Source organism: Actinomadura coerulea, from assembly GCF_014208105.1.
Lineage (GTDB): Bacteria > Actinomycetota > Actinomycetes > Streptosporangiales > Streptosporangiaceae > Spirillospora > Spirillospora coerulea.
The window spans coordinates 4,209,064-4,226,171 of the sequence record NZ_JACHMQ010000001.1; the positions used below are offsets into that span (position 1 = coordinate 4,209,064).

The following is a 17,108-nucleotide window of genomic DNA, read 5'->3' on the forward strand; positions in this document are numbered from 1 at the left end:
GCGACGCGGAGACGCCCCATGATTCGTTCCTGCGGAACACGGAAAACGCGCCATGGGACATAGTCGTCATTGCGGGATGAGGCTAGCCTCGACCATGCCCCTGCGGGATGACGGAAGTGGCCTTGACCCGTGCGGCCGAATTCGGTCAGCCCCAAAGAAGTGCCGTACCAGCCGAATAGAGTGATCGATGGACGATGCGAGTGAGGAACTCCCGACCACCATCATCGACGTGACCGACTTCGATCTCGATCAAATGGACGCCCTGCCGAGCGAGGCCCTCCGCAGAGCCGTCAACCGAATCTATTACGAGAACCTCCAGGAATCGGCCTTGTATCTCACGTTCAATGCGCGAATATGAAAGGGTTGTGCGAAAGGTCGCGAATGTTGCAGTTGTGAGCGGCGTCCGCGGCGCGGGCGACGGCCCGCCGCCGGGCGCGAGGTCCCGAAGGAGCCGCGTTGGTCCCCCACGTCGCGCCGCGCAGCGGCCCGCCGAACGTCATCGCCCTCACCTCGCCGGAGCGCGGCGCGGGCTGCACCACCGCCCTCGCCGACCTCGCCTGGATGCTGGCACTCGCCGGCCGTGCCGTGCTGCTGGTCGACGGCGACCTCGCGTCGCCCGCCCTGGAGGACCACGCGAGGCGGTTCGCCGGCGACGGCTCCGGTGAGGCCGGGCTCCTCGACCTCGCCCGCGGGTTCGGCTCCGGCGGCCGGAGCGCCCCCCACGGGTTCGACCTGCTGCCCCTCCTGCGGCACCGGGAGCCGCCCGGCCCGCCGATCGCCGGGCGGGTGGACCTCCTCCCCGCGCGGGGCTCCGGCGGCGCCCGCGGCCACTGGAGCGAGCTGGAGGCCGCCGACCTGCGCCGGTTCGTCGCCGCTCTGCGCGAGGGGCTGCGCCGCACCTCCTACGACCACGTGCTCGTCGACGCCGCCGGCCTCCCTGCGGAGGCCCTGGCGAGGCTCGCCGACACCGTGGCCATCGGGGTCAGGGCCGACTCCGGCGGCATCGCGGCCGGCGAGGCGCTCGCCCGGGAGCTGAAGGCCACGGTGGTCCCCCGGATCCTGCCGGTTCTCATGCAGGTGGAGGACGCGTCGTCCCTCAGCGTGCGCGGCAGGGCGGGCGTGGCGTTCGCGTGGCTCTTCCCCGGCACGACGACGCCCGCGGCACGCGACGCGTACTGGCAGCGGATGGCGATCCCCAAGGTCGCCGATGCCGCCGTCGCCGCGAGGCTCGCCGTGTTCGCGGGGGACCGTTCGTCCCCCGGGCTCCTCACGGCCTACCGGGACGTGCTCCGCACCGTCCTCGACGACGAGGGGTTCGACCCGCCGCGGGCCACGGCCGAGGCGGTCGAGGCGTACCGGGCGCGCATCGGCGCCGACGACGCGCTGCGCACGCGCCGCTACCGAGTGATCTACGAGCCCGCCCAGCGCGCCTGGGCCGACTGGCTCGGCGTCCAGCTGCGCTCGACGCACCTGCGTCCCGCCGGGGAGGGCCCGGTCCGCGACGACGACGTCGTCATCGTCGTCGGCCCCGAGGCGGCGGGGGCCGGGACGCCGGTCCCCGGCGCCCACTGGTACCTCCGGCTGTCCCCCGAGGATCCGGCCCCGGGCGTCGCGCCGTCCGCGCGGATCGACCTTTTCGCCCTGAACGAGTCGGCCGCCCGCGACGAGCTGTTCCAGCGGCTGATGCCGTCCCGCACGCCGCCCGCCCCCGGGGAGGTCTTGGGCGACCCCCGGTTCCCGGGCCGGGCGCCCGCGTATCGCCGCCTGCCCCCGTCCGCGGGCGCCTTCGTGGAGCGGGGCGCGGAGCTCGAGCGGATGCGCGACGCGCTGCTCGGCTCGGACCGCGACGGCATCTACATGATCAACGGGGCGGCCGGCACCGGGAAGAGCAGGCTCGCCCTGGAGTACGCCCTCCGGTTCTCGGGCGACTACGACGCGATCTGGTGGATCACCGCGGCGTCGGCCGGGAGCGTGCGGGCCGCCCTCACCGCCATGCACGAGGCGGTCGAGGCCCCCGGCGGCGGCCGCCGGCCCGCGACCGCCGCGGGCGACCCCGTCGCGCAGTTCGTCAGGGAGGAGGTCAACCGCGCCGGGACCTGGCTGCTGATCTACGACAACGTCGAGCGGGCCGAGGACCTGACCGATCTCGTGCCCGAGACCACCCGGGGCAACCACGTCGTCATCACGGGCGGGGACGTCGGGACCCTCAGGAGCGGAACGCTGGTCCGGCGGGTCGAGAAGTCCACCCGGGCGGGGCCGTTCACCAGGGACGAGAGCCGGGAGCTGTTCCGCAGGAGGGTCCCCGCGCTCTCCGACGAGCACGTCGACCGGCTCGCGCGCCACATGCGCGACCTCCCCCTGAACGTGGCGCTGGCCGCGGCGTGGGTGGAACGCCACGCCGACTGGAGGCAGCGCGGCGCGGCCCGTCCCGCGGAGCCCGGTTCCGGGGCGGCGGCGTCCGCGGGCGCCTTCCGCGAGATGGAGGCGGTCGAGGACGCGGTCGAGACGTTCACCAGCCTCTTCGCCGAGGGCGTCGCGGCCGCGCGGCACGCTCCCGCGGCTCCGGCAGGCGGGGCGGGCGCGCGCGACGCGGCGGGCCGCCGGGAAGAGGCCGACCTGCTGACCGCCCGGATCGTCCTCGGGCTGACCCTCGACGCCCTGCGCCAGCTCGGCTCGGGCGGGGCCGCCGTGCACCTGATGCGGATGGCGGCGTTCCTGTCGCCGGACGGCGTGGGGCGCCGGCTGCTGTTCTCCCCCGCCATGCTCGCCGCGCTGGAGGCGCACTGGCCCGACCTCGCCGAGGACTCCGTGCGCCTGGAGGCGCTGCTCGTCCGGCTGACCCGGTACGGCCTGGCCGAGGTGGACCACGAGCTCGGCGGCGAACTGCGCGTCCACCGGATGGTCCAGAAGATCATCCGCGATTCGCTGCGGGACGGCGAGCGCGACCGCGTGACCGCCGAGGTGCACCGCGTCCTCGCCGCGTTCGCGCCCGCCGACGCCGAGGTCGACCGGCCCTACCACGCCGCCACGTTCGCCGAGCTCCAGCGGCACCTGTCCGTCAGCGAGGCGCTCACGAGCGGCGAGCGGCCCGTCCGCCGCTGGCTGGCCTGCCACGTGCGCCACCTGTACCTCGCCGGGGACGGCAACGACCGCGCGCTCGGCCTCGGCGTCGCCGAGCGGCTGTCGGCCGACTGGCGCGAGCGCCTGGGCGCCGACGATCCGCTGCTGCTGCGCGTCGAGGTGCAGCGCGCCAACCTCCTGAGGGCGCTCGGCCGTTTCGAGGAGGCGGCGCGCATCTCCGAGGACGCGCTCAACCGGCAGATGCGCCTCGGATACGCCGACATCCGGACGCTGATGGGCGCGCGGGGGTACGCCGCCGACCTGCGGCAGGCCGGCGACTTCGGCACCGCGCTCGTCCGCGACCGCGCGACCCTGATCGGGCTGCGCCGCGAGCTGGGCGACGACCACGAGCTGACCCGGACCGCCGCCATGAACCTCACGCTGTCGCTGACCCTGGACGGGCAGGACACCTCCGTCCGGGAGGCGCTGGCGATCGAGCGGCGCAACCGGGAGCGGCAGCGGCGGGTCGAGCCCGGCGACCGTCAGTCGCTCGCGATCTCCGCCTACAAGATCGGCGCGCTGCTGCGCCGCCTCGGCCGGTACGGCGACTCGGCGCGGGAGCTGACCCACTCGGTCGCCGTCCTCCGCGAGCTCCACCGGGACGACGCCGCCAACCTCCATCTGCTGTGCGCCCAGCGCCAGCAGCGCATCACCCGCCGGCACCGGCCCGGCGACCCCGAGGCGCGCGGCGACGACCGTGACGAGCTGCGCAGGCTGCTGAAGATCCATCTGGACGTCCACCCCGGCGAGAACTACGAGACGCTCGCCTGCCGGCTGGCCGTCGCCGCGGCCGAGGACGCCTGCGGCGCGTACGAGGCCGCGCGCGACGAGGCGGGCCGGGCCGTCATGGGCTACCTCGCCCTGTACGACGAGAGGCACCCGTTCGTCCAGCTCGCCCGCTGCAACCTGTCGGTCTACACCCTCGCCCTCGGCGAGGCCGACCTCGCCGCGGAGCAGAGCGCCACCGCCCTGAACCTGCTGCGCGAGCGGCTGGACGACGACCATCCGTACGTGGTGGGGGCGCTGGTCGACCACGCCGACGCGCTGATGGCCCTCGGCCGCTACGACGAGGCCCTCGACCTCGACGAGCAGGCCGAGGAGCGCCTCCCGTCCGGCTACCCCGACGACGAGCATCCGTGGGCCCTCGCCGTGCGCGGGAACCTCGCCCACACCCGGGCGCGGCTGCGGAACGAGGCGCCGGGCACCGAGCGCCGCGCGTTCCAGTGGGACGCGCCGCAGATCTGAGACCGCCGGACCCGGAGAGGAGACCGAGTGAGCGAGACCCCGAGGACCATCACGCGGCGCGCGGGGCACATCGACGAGAGCCCGGGAACGCTGCTGCTGGAGAACACGGTGAGGGAGGTCTTCGAGGGCGCCGCCGGGCTGGCGCACACCGCGAACTTCATCGACGGCATGTTCCGGTTCGCCGTCGAGGACGCGGATCTGACACCGGAGGACAGAAGGCTCCACGACCAGATCGGCGGCAGGCTGGGCCCGACCTTCGCCAAGATCGACTCGTGGACGGCGTCGCTGGACAGCGGGCGGCTCATCCGCCTCGTCCTGTCCTGCGACGCGGGCGGCGTCTACTACATCTCGCTGCGTCCGGGGGAGACGCAGTTCGGCGTCGCGCGGGAGGGCGCGGCGGTCGAGCGCGGCGACCGGCAGATGGCGCAGATCTCCGACCGGGTGCGCGAACTCTACTCGCTGGGTCCCGAGAACCTCGGCGGCTACAGCACGTCCGCCCCGGCGCTGCCGGACGTCCCCGGACCGGCGCCCGTCCTGTTCGAGGCCCCGGGCGCCGACCCCCGCCTGGTGGAGATCGGCCGGCGCCGCGTCTCCCCCCTCGACCTGCACTACCTGTCGGGCCACCGCGGCGGCGACCACCTCTTCAGCACCGACGTCCTCACCGACGACGGCCTCGGAACGTACTTCCGCAAGGTCTCGGTCGCCGAGCACAGGAAGCGCTACGAGGAGATCTTCCTCGCCTCGCGGCAGCTCGTGCGGTCCCTGGCGTACCGGCTCGGGCCCGCTCTGCGGGGGCGGCCGTCCCGGCTCGTCATGGACGTCGAGCAGGGGGCGCTGTACTACCGCTGCCTGCCGGACGACCTGGCGCTCTTCGGCGTCACCCTGCGGCAGAAGAACGTGTGGGACGCCGACAGGCGCCTCGAAACGATCATCGACGAGTACGCCGGCGGCGGTTCCGCCCCGTGAGGACCGGGAGGCGGCGGAGGCCTCTCAGACGGGCGCGGGGCCGGACGCCGGGCCGGTGCCGCCGCCGGCGTCCTCGGCGGCGAGGAGGACGCCGCGCCGGACGCGGCCGCTCAGTTCGTCCAGGCTGTCCACGATCGCGACCTGGGCGACCGAGCCGCTCAGGCCGGGGACCGCGTCCTCGGACAGGCTGCCGAGCTGGCTCAGCGCCGACAGCGGGACGGCGTCGTAGCTGGCGTCGAACGCCTCGCAGAGCCGGTCCAGCCGTGCCAGGTCGTCGGCGGTGGGGCCCGGCCGGGACCGCACGCGCGCGAGCCAGCCGGCGACGGACTCCTCGAACGAGGTCACGAGCCGCCGCAGCACCATGCCCACCCCGATCGCCTCGAAGATCTCGTAGCGGCGCAGCCGGTAGCTGAGCATGGCCCCGGCGGTGGCCGCGTCGTCGCGGGACAGGTCGAAGGAGCGCCCGATGTAGGCGTCGACGTCGTCGATCGCCGCGAGGGACTGGAGCGCGCGGGTGAAGGGCCGGGCCACGGTGTCCGGCAGGTCGCGTCCGGGCCGCTCGGGCTCGGCGGCCGCTCCGGCGGGCACCGCGGGCGGGCGCACCAGGTCCCTTCTGATCGCCTGGAGCTGCCGGTCGGCCTGCTGGCGGATCTGCTCGACCTGGCTCTGCAGGCTGAGCAGGTGGTCGTGCGAGGCGGTCACCTGCCGCCTGATCCGCTCCATCGAGTCGTGCATCATCGCGATGTCGCCGTCGGAGGCCGCGGGGCCGGCGCGGTGGCCGATGATCTCCCGGTTCAGCTCGTCCAGGCGGGCGGTGAGGACGTCGTGGAACCGGTCGGCGAGGTACACGATCGGCGGTGCTCCGCACGCCTGGGTCAGGGAGGGGCGGATCTCCTCGCTGAGGAATCCCGTCACCACGACGACGCGGCGCTTCGGGCTGTCGCGGCGGATGGCCTGGACGCGGCGGATCAGCGGCTCGGCCTCCTCCGCCTGCACCAGCGGCGCGCTCACCACGATCGCGCAGCCCGCGCGGTCCTGCCCGGGGGGCATCGGGATCCAGAAGTCGGGCCGCTCGCGCTCCGGCAGCAGGGGGTAGCTCGTCTCGGCCATCCAGCCCCGGCCGTTGAGGATCTCCGAGACGTTCGACAGGAGGTCGTCCAGCGGCACCACGTAGCCGAGGTTCTCCTGCCGCGCCGCCGTGTGGACGGCGGGCGCGTCCACCCGCGCGGGCGGCACGGTGAGCTGGAAGCTGCGGTAGCAGAGCCTGACGACCTGCCGGGGGCTGCCGCCGGTGAGCCGGTGGATCGCGTCGCAGGCCGACCGCTCGAACGGTTCGAGCACGCCGCCCTGGCGGAGCCGGACGTACTCGGCGATCTGCTCGCCGTCCAGGGGGGACGGCGAGATGCGGGTGCGGATCCGGGACTTGGAGTCCTCGGGGAGCTGGTCGAGGTAGGACGGGAGGCCGCCGAGCACGAGCAGGCCGCCGCTCTCCACGAACGTGCGCAGCAGCTTGTGGAACGACTTCAGGGTCTCGGCCGTGTTCGCCGTGTCCGGCAGGAGCGGGTCGGGGCGGCCGAGCAGCTTCTCGATGTCGTCGATGACGAGTGCGAAGTGCAGCCCCTGCCGTCCGTAGAGGCTGGTGAGCGCGCCCATGCAGTCGAGCATCTGGGCGTTGGACGACAGGGCCCCGGTGATCCCCTGCTCCTGGAGGCGGGCGTCGGGGGGCGCGCCGCTGGCCAGCCAGTCCATCACCGCGAGGGCGAGCTGCACGTCGGCCAGCAAGGCGAAGGCGGTGCCGAACTGCTTGTTCCCGGTCACCTGCCAGAGCCGCTCCTGGAGCTGCCTCGGCACCTTGGCCGCCAGTCCGGCCTGCCGCGCGAGGGCGCGGGGGTCGAGACCCGGGTCGCGCCGCTCCAGCGCCGCGGCCTGTTCGGCCAGGTGGGGGAAGTCGATCCGGAGCCGCTCGGCGACGACGTCGGCGTAGTAGCCGAGGGCGACGTCCTTGAGCTCGTCGAGGTGGAACCTGGTGATGAAGGAGGCCCGGTACAGCGTGCCGAAGTCGGAGGCCTGCGCCGACAGAGGAATGATCTTGCGCGGGATCGCGGCGCCGGGCGGCGGATGGCGTAACCGGTGGACCAGGGTGTTGAGCAGGTGCGTCTTGCCGGTGCCCGCCTCACCGGAGACGGCGATGACCTCGCCGTTCGCGCCGGTGGAGGAGGCCCGCACCGCCTCGTCGTCGGTCAGCTCCCGCGAGTCCGCCTGGCCGCCGTTCCGGCCGGGGGCCTGCTGGGATCGCACGTCCCGCCAGAGGATCAGGCTCCGTGCGAGGTAGTCGTCGACCACGCGCCGCACGGTGAGGATCGCCGGGGTGTCGAGGCTGACCACCTCGCCCGGCAGTTCGCCGAGCGCCGCGGACGCCCCGGGAGGAAAGGGATTGCGCCGTGCCGCCGGTGACGGCTCATGATCAGCGGTCATGAGGAGCCCGTTTCTTCGCTCGGCGGGGGCAGGACGAACTGGGACGCCAGATCACTGTAACTCACGTCGCGTGGACTGTCAGCCCTAATGATCTTTTCGAAGACCTCCGCCAGCCCTTCTACCAGAAGCTTTATCGTCATGGTCCCGTTCCATGCGGTCATAAGCGCCTTGATATGGTCTTCCCGGATATTCAGGGATTCGCGGCGGGCCGTTTTCTGGTAGAGGCGCTGCCTGACGAATGTCCACCCGTCCTCGACGGCCAGCGGGCGGGGGCGCAGCGGGATGACGGAGATGTTGCCGCCGAAGGGCGGGTGCCCCTGATCGGCGTCCTCGTCCTCGAACTCCGCGAAGAACAGCATGCAGGGCTGGACGACCTCGGCGTAGAACCGCACGTCGAGCAGGTTCGCCGAGCGCGGGAGGATGACCACGACCAGCGGCCCGTCGTCGGTGGAGCCCAGGCCGATCTCCCAGAGCATGGTGGCGACCTCGTCCCTCACCCGGTCCGCGGTGAGGCCCTCCCGCTCCTTGAGCCGGTCGACGTCCTTGATCACGCTCTGCAGGCGCGCCAGCCGCGACTGCGAGCCCGAGAAATGCGGGCTCTCCATCAGCTGGGAGCAGATCTTGAAGACGAGTCCGAGCATCCGCCGCTCCGGGGTCCCGACCGGGCCGATCAGCGTTCTGGCGTCGACGACCTGCAGGTCGACCGAGCCGGGGAGCTCCTTGAGGAAATGGACGCATCTGCAGATCAGGGACGTCTTTCCGGTGCCCTGCAATCCGTGGACGAAGACGAGGTGGCCGCGGTCGCGGATTGTTTCGATATCGTCAAACTCGTCTTGGAATGCGGCGAAACACTCGGTGAACGAACTGGTCTCCACGTAGTGATCCGCGTGCTTGCCGACGCGGTGCGGTTCCAGGGCCAGCGGCGGCCTGTCGGCGTAACGCACCAGACGGAGCGGGTTGCCCGCCGAGAGGCGCCCGTTCGGCGTCCGGAGGTCGCTCGTCACGAGGGCACCTTCTGCCAGAACGCGAACCAGCGGAGGACCGGTGGACGCCACGGGTGCTCCAGGGCCCGTGCGGTGCCGCCGACCTGGGCGTCGATCCGGTGGACGACCTCCATGACCGCCGCGTGCCTGGTCTGTCTGGCCTGGTCGCTCAGCCCGTTCCACCCCGAGGCGACCGCTTCGTCCAGCCTGTCCGGGGCGAGTGCGGCGAGCACCGGGGACAGGGTGCGCCACCAGGGGCGGCGAGCCTTGATCTCCTCCAGCCGGAGCGCCAGTTCCCGCGCGGTGTCGTGCAGGGGCTGGACGGACGGCTGCCCGGCCGTCCTGCGCCTCTCGGCGTAGTCGCTCGCCGCGGTGAGGAATTCCCTGGCCAGCCTCCGGAGTTCGAGCCCCTCTTTCCGGCCGCGGTCCACGGACGCTCTCCATTCGGTGGTGAAGAGAGTGAGCAGGGCGCCCAGCAGAAGCGGGCCGAAAACCTTTGCGGCGGACACCCAGAACGATGATCCCTTCTTCTCCCGGGAAACGGTCTGGGCACCTATCAGGGCGTCGCAGGCGCGGTCGAAGTCAGTTCTGTTGCGTACGGACCAGGCTTGCAGTTCCGCGGGCCCCGGAGTGCGAGCGGCCGCAGTCGGCCACGGTGACGCTCCGGACGGGGTCCGCGGGGAGGGTGAGGTCGTGGGAGGTGACGCCATGGGGGGTGAGGCCGTGGGCGCCGGTGTCCCCGGCGGTGCGCCGGTGGGCGCGGGTGCGGGCGCGGCTCCGGGGACGGGGAGTCCGAGCGCCAGGAGGGCCGTGGTCATCTGACCGGGGCGGGACAGGCAGTAGACGGTGGCGGCGTCCCGGCGGTCTCCCCCGCCGGGGGACGCCGCGGACGAGGGAGGAGGGGCGTCCGATAACGAGGCCGGCGATTCCGCGGCCGCGCCGAACGGGCGGCTCACGCACCCGATGAGCAGCAGACCGGCCATGCAGAAGAACAGCCTGCGAACACTCATTGATCGTCCTCCGCGGTCAGAATAGCGGGCAGGTACCGCCCAACGGGGGACAAGTCACGGACTCGCTACCGGACGGCAAGAGTCCCCGCCGGGCGACCGGAGCGTGCGAGAGGGCCGGCGATGTTCAACGATCACGAAATGCGGACTAAAATGCTGGTGATCGGACGTTCGGCGGAAGGCCGGGCTTTATGACATTGATGAATCATTCCTTTTCCGGTACCGAATTCGACTCGCTCGCCTCGGGAATGGCGACGTCCGGTGCGATCGAGTCGCTGGGAGCGATCCAGCACAGCCGGAACCTGCTGCTGCTGCGCTCGGTGGTGGACGCCGCCCACCGCACCGGCCACCCGGAGGCCGCGGCGGCCCGGCACGGCTTCGAGCAGCTGATGGAGCTGAAGCGGCGCGCCCCCGACGCCGCCGCGGCCGTCATCACGCACCCCTCGACCGGCGGATGGGGCCTACACGCGCTGCGCGTGCTGCGGGGCGGCGCATCGCCCGGCGACCCGCCCGGCGCGCGCCCCGCGCAGCTCGCCGGGATGGCCGCGGCCGCCGCCATCCGCGGACGCCGCGCGGGCACGTTCACCGTCCCCGTCTCCAGCGGCACGGTGACCCTGCCCTCGGTGGGCGTCCTCACGGCTCCGCAGGACGCCGGGACCGTGCGGATCGTCCATGACGGCCGGGAGGTCGTCGCCACGGCCGGGCGGACGAGTTCGGCGATCCCCACCGACGGGACCACGGACGCGCCGGGCTGGCAGGGGCTGCGCACCCTCCGCGCCCAGCCCGCCGGGAGAGCCGGGTTCGAGATCCTGCTCGACGATGTCGACCCGTTCCGCTTCCCCCGCGTGTCGTCAGCCGGAGCCGAGCGGCTCTCCGAGGGAGCCGTCGCCGAACTGGAGCGGACGCTCGGCGACGCCTGGGAGCTGCTGTCGCGCCACCACCGGGCCAGCGCGCGCGAGCTCTCCGGCACGGTGTCCACGCTCACGCCCCTGCGGTCTTCCGGCGACGAGTTCCGCAGCGCCACCTCGCGGGAGCATTACGGCTGCGTCGCGCTGTCCCTGCCGGTCATTCCGACGCAGCTCGCGGTCACACTCGTCCACGAGGCCCAGCACGGCAAGCTGGCGGCGATCACCGACGCGGTGAGGCTGCTGCCCGGGGACGACGGCCGCCGGTACTACGCGCCCTGGCGCCCCGACCCGCGGCCGTTCTCCGGTCTGCTGCACGGCACGTACGCCTTCCTCGGCGTCGCGCGGTTCTGGCGGCGGCAGCGCTGGCTGGAGCGGGGCGAGCACGCCCTGGCGGCGCATCTGGAGTACGCGCACTGGCGCGAAGCGGTGCGGCTCGGGCTCGTCCAGCTCTGCTCGCGCGACCGCCTGCCCGCGCTCACCGAGCGGTTCGTCCACGGGATGCGGCACGTGCTGGAGCAGTGGCGCGCCGAGCCGGTCCCGGGGCCGGCCGCCGCGCTGGCGGCGGAGCGCTCCACCGCGCACCGCGAGCACTGGATCGCCGCCAACGGGCCGCTGCCCGGCTGCCTGCGAACGGTCCGCGACCTGCCGGATCCGGTCGCATGAGCCCGTCCGCGCCGCGGGAGGCGCTGCCCTTCCGGGAGTTCGTCCTCAAGATCCACAGCCGCTGCAACCTGGCCTGCGACTACTGCTACGTGTACGAGATGGGCGACCAGAGCTGGCGCGACCGTCCGGTCGCGATGCCGGCCGAGGTGGTCGACGCCGCCGCGCGGCGCATCGGGGACCACGTCCGCGAGCACGCGCTCCCCTCGGTCGAGGTCGTGCTGCACGGAGGCGAGCCGCTGCTGGCGGCGCCGCCCCTCGTCGAGCGGGTGGTCCGGTCCGTGCGCGCCGAAGGCGTGGCCGCGTCGTTCTTCGTGCAGACGAACGGCACCCGGCTGACCGGGGCCCGCCTCGCCCAGCTCGACCGGCTCGGCGTCCGGATCGGCGTGAGCATGGACGGCGACGCCGCCGCGCAGGACCGGCACCGCCGCCTGCCGGACGGCCGGGGAAGCCACGCCTCGGTGTCGGCCGCCCTGGACGACCTGTCCACCGGCCCGTACCGGCACCTGTTCTCGGGCATCCTCTGCACGATCGACCTCCGCAACGACCCCGTCGCGACCTACGAGGCGCTGCTGCGCCACCGCCCGCCCCGCGTGGACTTCCTCCTCCCCCACGGGACCTGGTCGGCGCCTCCCCCGGGACGCGCCGAGGGGTCGCCCGCCACCCCGTACGCCGACTGGCTCATCGAGATCTTCGACCGCTGGTACGGCGCGGCGGAACCGCCGGCGGACGTGCGGACGTTCAGCGACCTGCTCACCCTGCTGCTCGGCGGAACCGTCGGCAACGAGGGGCTCGGGCTCGCCCCCGTCCGGTACGCCGTCATCGAGACCGACGGCGCGATCGAGTATTCCGACCTGCTCAAGCCCGTGACCGCCGCCTCCGCCGGCACCGGCCTGAACGTCCTGCGCGACTCCCTGGAGGCGGCGCGCGCCCTGCCGGCCGCCGTCGAGCGGCAGCTCGGCGCGGCGGGCCTGTGCGAGCGGTGCCGGGCCTGCCCGCTGGTCGCCGTGTGCGGGGGCGGCCTTCAGGCCCACCGCTACCGGCACGGGACGGGCTTCGACAACCCCACGGTCTACTGCCCGGACATGATCCGTCTCATCGAGCACGTGCGGGGCCGCGTGTCCGAGGACCTGGCCGCGGCCCGTCCCTCCGAGCGCGGTCCCGCGGTCTGAATACCCGTCCGGCGCGCGCCGAGTGGGGCGTCTCCTTCATCAAGCTTAGTGGGATATTGACCCGCTCTTTGACCGTATGACTGTTTTAGGTGACGCTCCGTGAGCATCATCCGCAGGTCAGCCGACGCGTGGCAGGGGGGCATCGTGAGTCAGGGAGCCGAGCAGGGTGCGGTCGGGACGACGCGCAAGCGGGGTGCCGACGGAGGGTCGAGCGAGCTCGTCACGTCCAGCGGCAGCACGCGGATCGCCGACGACGTCGTGGCGAAGATCGCCACCATGGCCGCCCGGCAGGTCGGCGGGGTGTACGAGATGGGCGCGGGCATGTCCCGGACGATCGGGTCGGTCCGGGAGCGCCTCCCGGGGGTGACGGCCGACAGCACGCAGGGCGTCGCCGTGCAGGTCGGCGAGCGCCAGGCGGCCGTCGACATCGACCTCGTCGTGGAGTACGGCCTGTCCATCCCGGACCTGGCCGCCGCCGTGCGCACCAACGTCGCCAACGAGATCGAGCACATGTGCGGCCTGGAGGTCGTCGAGGTGAACATCACCGTGGACGACGTCCACGTGGCGGACGAGGAGCCGCCGGAGCCGCGGCGCGAGGAGTCCCGAGTTCGATGATCTCCCGGACGGAGGCGGCGGGGCCGCGGGCCGTGCCGGGCGGGGAACCGTCCGGCGGGCCGGAGGCGGCGGCCGCCCGGCCGGGCGCGGCGCCCGGCCGCGGGGAGCCGCTCGCCGACCTGGCGGAGCGGATCGGCGCGGCGGCCGCGGCCTGCCCGGACGTCCTCGGACTGACGGCCGGTCCGCGCGGCTGGATCGCGACCTACCGCGCCGGGCCCCCCTACGCGGGGGTCGCGGTGCACGACGAGGTGGTCGAGGTGGGGGTGGTCGTCCGGTACGGACGGCCCTTCGCCGAGATCGCCGAGGACGTACGGCGTCTGGTCCGCCCGCTCGCGGGCCGGCGGACGGTGGACGTGGTGATCGGGGACGTGGCCGATGGCGGCTGAGAACCCCGCCGAGCCGAAAGGGTGATCGAGATGGATGTGCGAGTGCCGTGGCCTGTGATCGGCCTGGTCGTCGGGCTGGCACTGGGGTTCGCCGGAGCGTTCGGCGGCGCCGGCGCGTTCTTCCTGGTCCTGTTCCTCGGCGCCCTCGGCTTCGTGATCGGCCGGGTCATCGAGGGCAGCCTCGACCTCGGGCAGGTCTTCTCGACGAGCCGCACGGGGCGGCGGCCGCGATGAGCGACGACGAGCGGGGCAGGACGACGATCCGCGAACGGTCCGTCGCGCGCATCGTCGCCGAGGCGGCCCAGGACGTCGAGGCGTCCGGCGGGCTCGGCCGGACCGTCGTCGGCGTCCCGGTCTCCGGGCGGGGGCCCGCCCGCACGGAGGTGCGGGTGCACGGCGACATCGTCACGGCCAAGGTGGCGCTGTCGGTGGCCTACCCGATGCCGGTCCGCGCGGTCGCCCGCGAGGTGCGCGAACGGGTGCGCGAGCGGGTGACGGAGCTGACCGGTCTCACCGTCGGGCAGGTGGACATCGAGGTGGCCGAGCTCGGGCGCCCCACCGCGGGTGAGAGGACCGTGCGGTGACCGCCCAGGCCGGGGCGCGGCCCGCCACTGAGCCGAGCACGCGGCCCGCCTCGACGCGGAAGGCCGACCGCGCCGCGAGGCACACGTTCCGCTCGCACCGGGTGCTTCCGGCCCTCGCGGCCGCGCTGCTGATGACGGCGGCCGGTGTGCTGACGGCGATCGAGGTGATCTCGGCGGCGCTGAACGGCTCGGTGCACGTCTTCCCCTACGGGTGGGTGCGGGACGCGAACTGGGACGGCGTGTACGCTCGCGCGGTCTTCGCCGCCCTCGCACTGATCGGCCTCTGGTTCGTGCTGGCCGCCGTGCTGCCGGGCAGGTCGCGGATCGTCCCGCTGCACGGGCGGGACCCGAGCCTGATGATGGGCGTGAGCAGGCGGGGCCTCAAGCGCTCCGTCGCCGCCGCGGCCGAGGGCGCGCCGGGCGTGTCGGGGGTCGGCAGGGTCCGCCTGGGGCGCCGGCGGGTGCGGGTGGTCGCGGAGACGCCCGTGCGCGATCCCGCGGGCCTGGACGCGGAGATCACCGAGGCGGTGCGGGACCGGCTCGACCGGCTCGACCCCCTCCCCGCCCGCTCCGTCATGGTGCGCATGAAGCACCGGGAGACCTGATGGACCGCCGCAACGCGCACGTCAACCGCACGGGCCTGATCCTTCTCGGCCTGGTCCTCGCCGCCGCCGGGGGGCTCGGCCTCGCACGCGGCTTCGGCGCCTTCGGGAGCGCCAGGGCCTCCGGCCCCGTGCTCACCGCGCAGGCGCGCCGCTTCGCCGACGGCCATGGCTGGTTCTGGCCCGCCGTCGCCGCGGTGGCCGTCGTCCTGGTGCTGCTGGGGCTGGCCTGGATGCTCGCGCAACTCCGTTCGAGCCGGTTGCGGGGCCTCTCGCTGGAGCCGGACATCAGGGCCGGCGCGACGCGGGTGGAGGCCAAGGCCATCACGGACGCGCTGGAGACCGAGATCGGCGACTACCCGGGCGTGCGCAGGGCGCGGGCCCTGCTGGTCCGCTCGCCGAAGGGGGCCGGGCTGCGGCTCAGCATCCTCTACGGGCAGGAGGCGGATCCGGCCGAACTGCGGCGCCGCATTCAGGACGAGGCCCTCCCCCGGCTCTGCACCGCCCTCGAACGCGAGTCGATCCCCGCCGTGGTACGGCTGCGGCTGACGCCCCGGGAGCAGCCCGCGACCGTCGTCTGACGGACCTCGGCGCCTCCGCGGAAGCCGCCCTCCCACCGGTCGGCTCGGTGCCGGCCGCGGAACATTTCTTCAAGACCGGTGGGCGAACGCCCGTGCAGGGTGGCCGCATGAGTGAGTCCGACGTTGAGCGTTCGCACGGAATGCACGTGGTGCACGACGGGCCGCGGCAGGCGCCGCCGCTGCTGCTCGTCCACGGATCGGGGGCCTCGGGCGGCACCTGGAAGCCGATGATCCCGGCGCTCGCCGCCCACCGGCACGTCATCCGGGTCGACCTGCCGGGCTGCGGGCAGTCCCCGCCCGCCGCGTCCTACGACGTGCCCGACCAGGCGGACCGCGTGGCCGCGCTGCTGGACGGCCTCGGGCTCGGGCGCGTCGACGTGGCCGGGCACTCCAGCGGCGGCTACGTCGCCACCGCGCTCGCCGAGCGGCGTCCCGACCTCGTGGGGTCGCTCGCGCTCATCAGCAGCGGGCCGGATCTGGACGCGCTGCTCCGGCAGCCGCTCCTCCTCCGGGCCCTCCTCTCCCCGCCCCTCAGGCCGCTGCTCTTCCACGTCCCGCCGTACATCAGCGCGGTGCTCCGCGGCGAGCGGCCGGCACCGCCGCACGCCAAGGACGGCGGCGACTGCTGCTACGCGCCGGACGCCGGGCGGGCGATCGCCCTCCTGATGACGGCGAGGACGCTGCGGCACGACACCTACAACGTCTCCAGCGGACGTCCGTTCACCAACCGCGAGTTCGCGGAGGCCCTGGAGGCGATCACGCCCGGCCTGCGGCTCGACCTCCTGCCCGGAAGGCGGAGCGGCCCCGGCGAGGACCCCTACCTCGACATCGGCCGGCTCACCGCCGACACCGGGTTCACCCCGGAGTTCGACGTCGCCAAGGCGGTCGCCGACTACGTCGCCTGGCGCGCCGGCAACCCCCGCTGACCACGGATCCGGCACGCCTGACCGGCCCGCCCCCGCTCGCGGGGGGCGGGCCGGTCAGGCGTTGCGGGCCAGGGCGTCGACGGCGGCGACGTCCTCCTCCGTGAGGGCGAAGCCTTCGAGGTCGAAGTTGGCGGCGATGTGCTCCCGGCGCGACGACCTCGGGAGGATCACGATGTCGTGCTCCAGGTGCCAGCGGAGGACGACCTGGGCCGGCGTGACCCCGTACCGCCCGGCGATCTCGGTGAGGACGGGATCGCGCAGGTCGGTGTTCTTCAGGCCGCTGTAGCCCTCGACCGCGATCCCCCGGCGCCGGTGCTCGTCCAGCAGGGCGGGGTCGTGCTGCGCCGGGCTCCACGCGATCTGGTTGACCGCCGGGCGCCGCCCGGTGGCCTCCGTCAGCCGGTCGATCAGCGCCGGGCTGTAGTTGCTCACCCCGGCGTTGCGGACCAGTCCCGCGTCCTGCGCCTCCAGCAGCGCCCGCCATGTCGGGACCAGTTCGTCCCGGCCGGTCGGCCAGTGGATCAGCCAGAGGTCCACGTAGCCGGTGCCGAGCAGGCGGAGGCTCGACTCCAGGGTGCGGCGGGCGTCCCGCGCGTCCTGCGGGCGCAGCTTGGTGGTGACGAAGACCTCCTCCCGGTCGACCCCGCTGTCCTTCACGGCCCGGCCGACGTCCGCCTCGTTGCGGTACAGCGTCGCGGTGTCGACATGCCGGTAGCCGATCTCGAGCGCCTCCCGCACCGACGCGTACGCCGCCTTGGGCCGCAGCTGCCAGGTCCCGAAGCCGATCATCGGCAGCCCGGTGCCGCCGGGCAGATTCACAGTCCGCGTCATGCATCCCATCCTTCCCGCGATCGCCGCCCTGCAACGATCTCCGTTTC

Annotated in this window: 16 protein-coding genes; 12 read left to right on the forward strand and 4 right to left on the reverse strand. The window is 73.7% G+C overall.

Going from position 1 to position 17,108, the window contains the following annotated elements; all coding sequences use genetic code 11:
- Positions 1-187: 187 nt before the first annotated feature.
- The 3 genes from BKA00_RS19215 (at position 188) to BKA00_RS19225 (ending at position 5,331) form a co-directional block, all read left to right on the forward strand.
- Positions 188-358 (forward strand): hypothetical protein, encoded by a 171-nt coding sequence (locus BKA00_RS19215; RefSeq protein WP_185026907.1) that lies wholly within the window; start codon positions 188-190, stop codon positions 356-358.
- Between the two features lie 98 nt (positions 359-456).
- Entirely contained in the window at positions 457-4,365 is a 3,909-nt protein-coding gene (gene fxsT / locus BKA00_RS19220) for an FxSxx-COOH system tetratricopeptide repeat protein (protein WP_185026909.1), read from the forward strand.
- 27 nt (positions 4,366-4,392) lie between these two features.
- Positions 4,393-5,331, forward strand: a complete 939-nt coding sequence (locus BKA00_RS19225) for a hypothetical protein (RefSeq protein WP_185026912.1) — start codon at positions 4,393-4,395, stop codon at positions 5,329-5,331.
- Positions 5,332-5,355: 24 nt separating this feature from the next.
- Here the strand turns inward: BKA00_RS19225 and BKA00_RS19230 are convergent, their stop codons facing one another.
- The 3 genes from BKA00_RS19230 to BKA00_RS19240 are packed head-to-tail and all read right to left on the reverse strand — an operon-like array spanning position 5,356 to position 9,298.
- Positions 5,356-7,806 (reverse strand): ATP-binding protein, encoded by a 2,451-nt coding sequence (locus BKA00_RS19230; RefSeq protein WP_185026914.1) that lies wholly within the window; start codon positions 7,804-7,806, stop codon positions 5,356-5,358.
- A complete protein-coding gene (locus tag BKA00_RS19235) occupies positions 7,803-8,810 on the reverse strand; it encodes an ATP-binding protein (RefSeq protein WP_185026916.1) in 1,008 nt (335 codons plus the stop codon). The genes BKA00_RS19230 and BKA00_RS19235 overlap by 4 nt, the downstream gene beginning before the upstream one ends.
- Positions 8,807-9,298, reverse strand: a complete 492-nt coding sequence (locus BKA00_RS19240) for a hypothetical protein (RefSeq protein ID WP_185026918.1) — start codon at positions 9,296-9,298, stop codon at positions 8,807-8,809. Before BKA00_RS19240 ends, BKA00_RS19235 begins: the two co-directional genes overlap by 4 nt.
- A 698-nt stretch (positions 9,299-9,996) precedes the next feature.
- On the opposite strand from BKA00_RS19240, the gene BKA00_RS19245 reads away from it, so the two are divergent.
- The 9 genes from BKA00_RS19245 to BKA00_RS19285 all read left to right on the forward strand — a co-directional run bounded on the left by BKA00_RS19245 (position 9,997) and on the right by BKA00_RS19285 (position 16,230).
- Positions 9,997-11,367 carry an HEXXH motif domain-containing protein gene (locus BKA00_RS19245; RefSeq protein ID WP_185026920.1) on the forward strand — a complete coding sequence of 457 codons (1,371 nt, stop codon included), beginning with the start codon at positions 9,997-9,999 and terminating at the stop codon, positions 11,365-11,367.
- Complete coding sequence (locus BKA00_RS19250; RefSeq protein WP_185026922.1) at positions 11,364-12,536, forward strand: FxsB family cyclophane-forming radical SAM/SPASM peptide maturase; 1,173 nt, start codon at positions 11,364-11,366, stop codon at positions 12,534-12,536. The genes BKA00_RS19245 and BKA00_RS19250 overlap by 4 nt, the downstream gene beginning before the upstream one ends.
- Before the next feature lie 144 nt (positions 12,537-12,680).
- The gene (locus BKA00_RS19255) at positions 12,681-13,151 is read left to right on the forward strand and encodes an Asp23/Gls24 family envelope stress response protein (protein ID WP_185026924.1); all 471 of its coding nucleotides are present in this window, start codon (positions 12,681-12,683) and stop codon (positions 13,149-13,151) included.
- Positions 13,148-13,537, forward strand: coding sequence for a hypothetical protein (locus BKA00_RS19260; protein WP_230298558.1), 390 nt, complete (start codon positions 13,148-13,150; stop codon positions 13,535-13,537). Before BKA00_RS19255 ends, BKA00_RS19260 begins: the two co-directional genes overlap by 4 nt.
- A 42-nt stretch (positions 13,538-13,579) precedes the next feature.
- Positions 13,580-13,771, forward strand: coding sequence for a hypothetical protein (locus BKA00_RS19265; RefSeq protein WP_185026926.1), 192 nt, complete (start codon positions 13,580-13,582; stop codon positions 13,769-13,771).
- On the forward strand, positions 13,768-14,121 hold the full coding sequence (locus tag BKA00_RS19270) for an Asp23/Gls24 family envelope stress response protein (protein ID WP_185026928.1): 354 nt from the start codon (positions 13,768-13,770) through the stop codon (positions 14,119-14,121). Before BKA00_RS19265 ends, BKA00_RS19270 begins: the two co-directional genes overlap by 4 nt.
- Positions 14,118-14,726 carry a DUF6286 domain-containing protein gene (locus tag BKA00_RS19275; protein ID WP_185026930.1) on the forward strand — a complete coding sequence of 203 codons (609 nt, stop codon included), beginning with the start codon at positions 14,118-14,120 and terminating at the stop codon, positions 14,724-14,726. Before BKA00_RS19270 ends, BKA00_RS19275 begins: the two co-directional genes overlap by 4 nt.
- A complete protein-coding gene (locus BKA00_RS19280; RefSeq protein ID WP_185026932.1) occupies positions 14,726-15,304 on the forward strand; it encodes an alkaline shock response membrane anchor protein AmaP in 579 nt (192 codons plus the stop codon). Before BKA00_RS19275 ends, BKA00_RS19280 begins: the two co-directional genes overlap by 1 nt.
- Positions 15,305-15,411: 107 nt before the next feature.
- On the forward strand, positions 15,412-16,230 hold the full coding sequence (locus BKA00_RS19285; RefSeq protein WP_230298559.1) for an alpha/beta hydrolase: 819 nt from the start codon (positions 15,412-15,414) through the stop codon (positions 16,228-16,230).
- A gap of 54 nt (positions 16,231-16,284) precedes the next feature.
- Here BKA00_RS19285 and BKA00_RS19290 read toward each other — a convergent pair whose 3' ends face one another.
- Complete coding sequence (locus BKA00_RS19290; RefSeq protein WP_185026934.1) at positions 16,285-17,061, reverse strand: aldo/keto reductase; 777 nt, start codon at positions 17,059-17,061, stop codon at positions 16,285-16,287.
- Positions 17,062-17,108 lie beyond the last annotated feature (47 nt).

What these genes read in the sequence shown, in the direction of transcription:
- BKA00_RS19270 (WP_185026928.1), top strand. Translation starts at nt 13,768, where the DNA reads ATGAGCGACGACGAGCGGGGCAGGACGACGATCCGCGAACGGTCCGTC.
- BKA00_RS19280 (WP_185026932.1), top strand. Translation starts at nt 14,726, where the DNA reads ATGGACCGCCGCAACGCGCACGTCAACCGCACGGGCCTGATCCTTCTC.
- BKA00_RS19215 (WP_185026907.1), top strand. Translation starts at nt 188, where the DNA reads ATGGACGATGCGAGTGAGGAACTCCCGACCACCATCATCGACGTGACC.
- BKA00_RS19290 (WP_185026934.1), bottom strand. Translation starts at nt 17,061, where the DNA reads ATGACGCGGACTGTGAATCTGCCCGGCGGCACCGGGCTGCCGATGATC.
- BKA00_RS19285 (WP_230298559.1), top strand. Translation starts at nt 15,412, where the DNA reads ATGAGTGAGTCCGACGTTGAGCGTTCGCACGGAATGCACGTGGTGCAC.
- BKA00_RS19245 (WP_185026920.1), top strand. Translation starts at nt 9,997, where the DNA reads ATGAATCATTCCTTTTCCGGTACCGAATTCGACTCGCTCGCCTCGGGA.
- BKA00_RS19230 (WP_185026914.1), bottom strand. Translation starts at nt 7,806, where the DNA reads ATGACCGCTGATCATGAGCCGTCACCGGCGGCACGGCGCAATCCCTTT.
- BKA00_RS19250 (WP_185026922.1), top strand. Translation starts at nt 11,364, where the DNA reads ATGAGCCCGTCCGCGCCGCGGGAGGCGCTGCCCTTCCGGGAGTTCGTC.
- BKA00_RS19260 (WP_230298558.1), top strand. Translation starts at nt 13,148, where the DNA reads ATGATCTCCCGGACGGAGGCGGCGGGGCCGCGGGCCGTGCCGGGCGGG.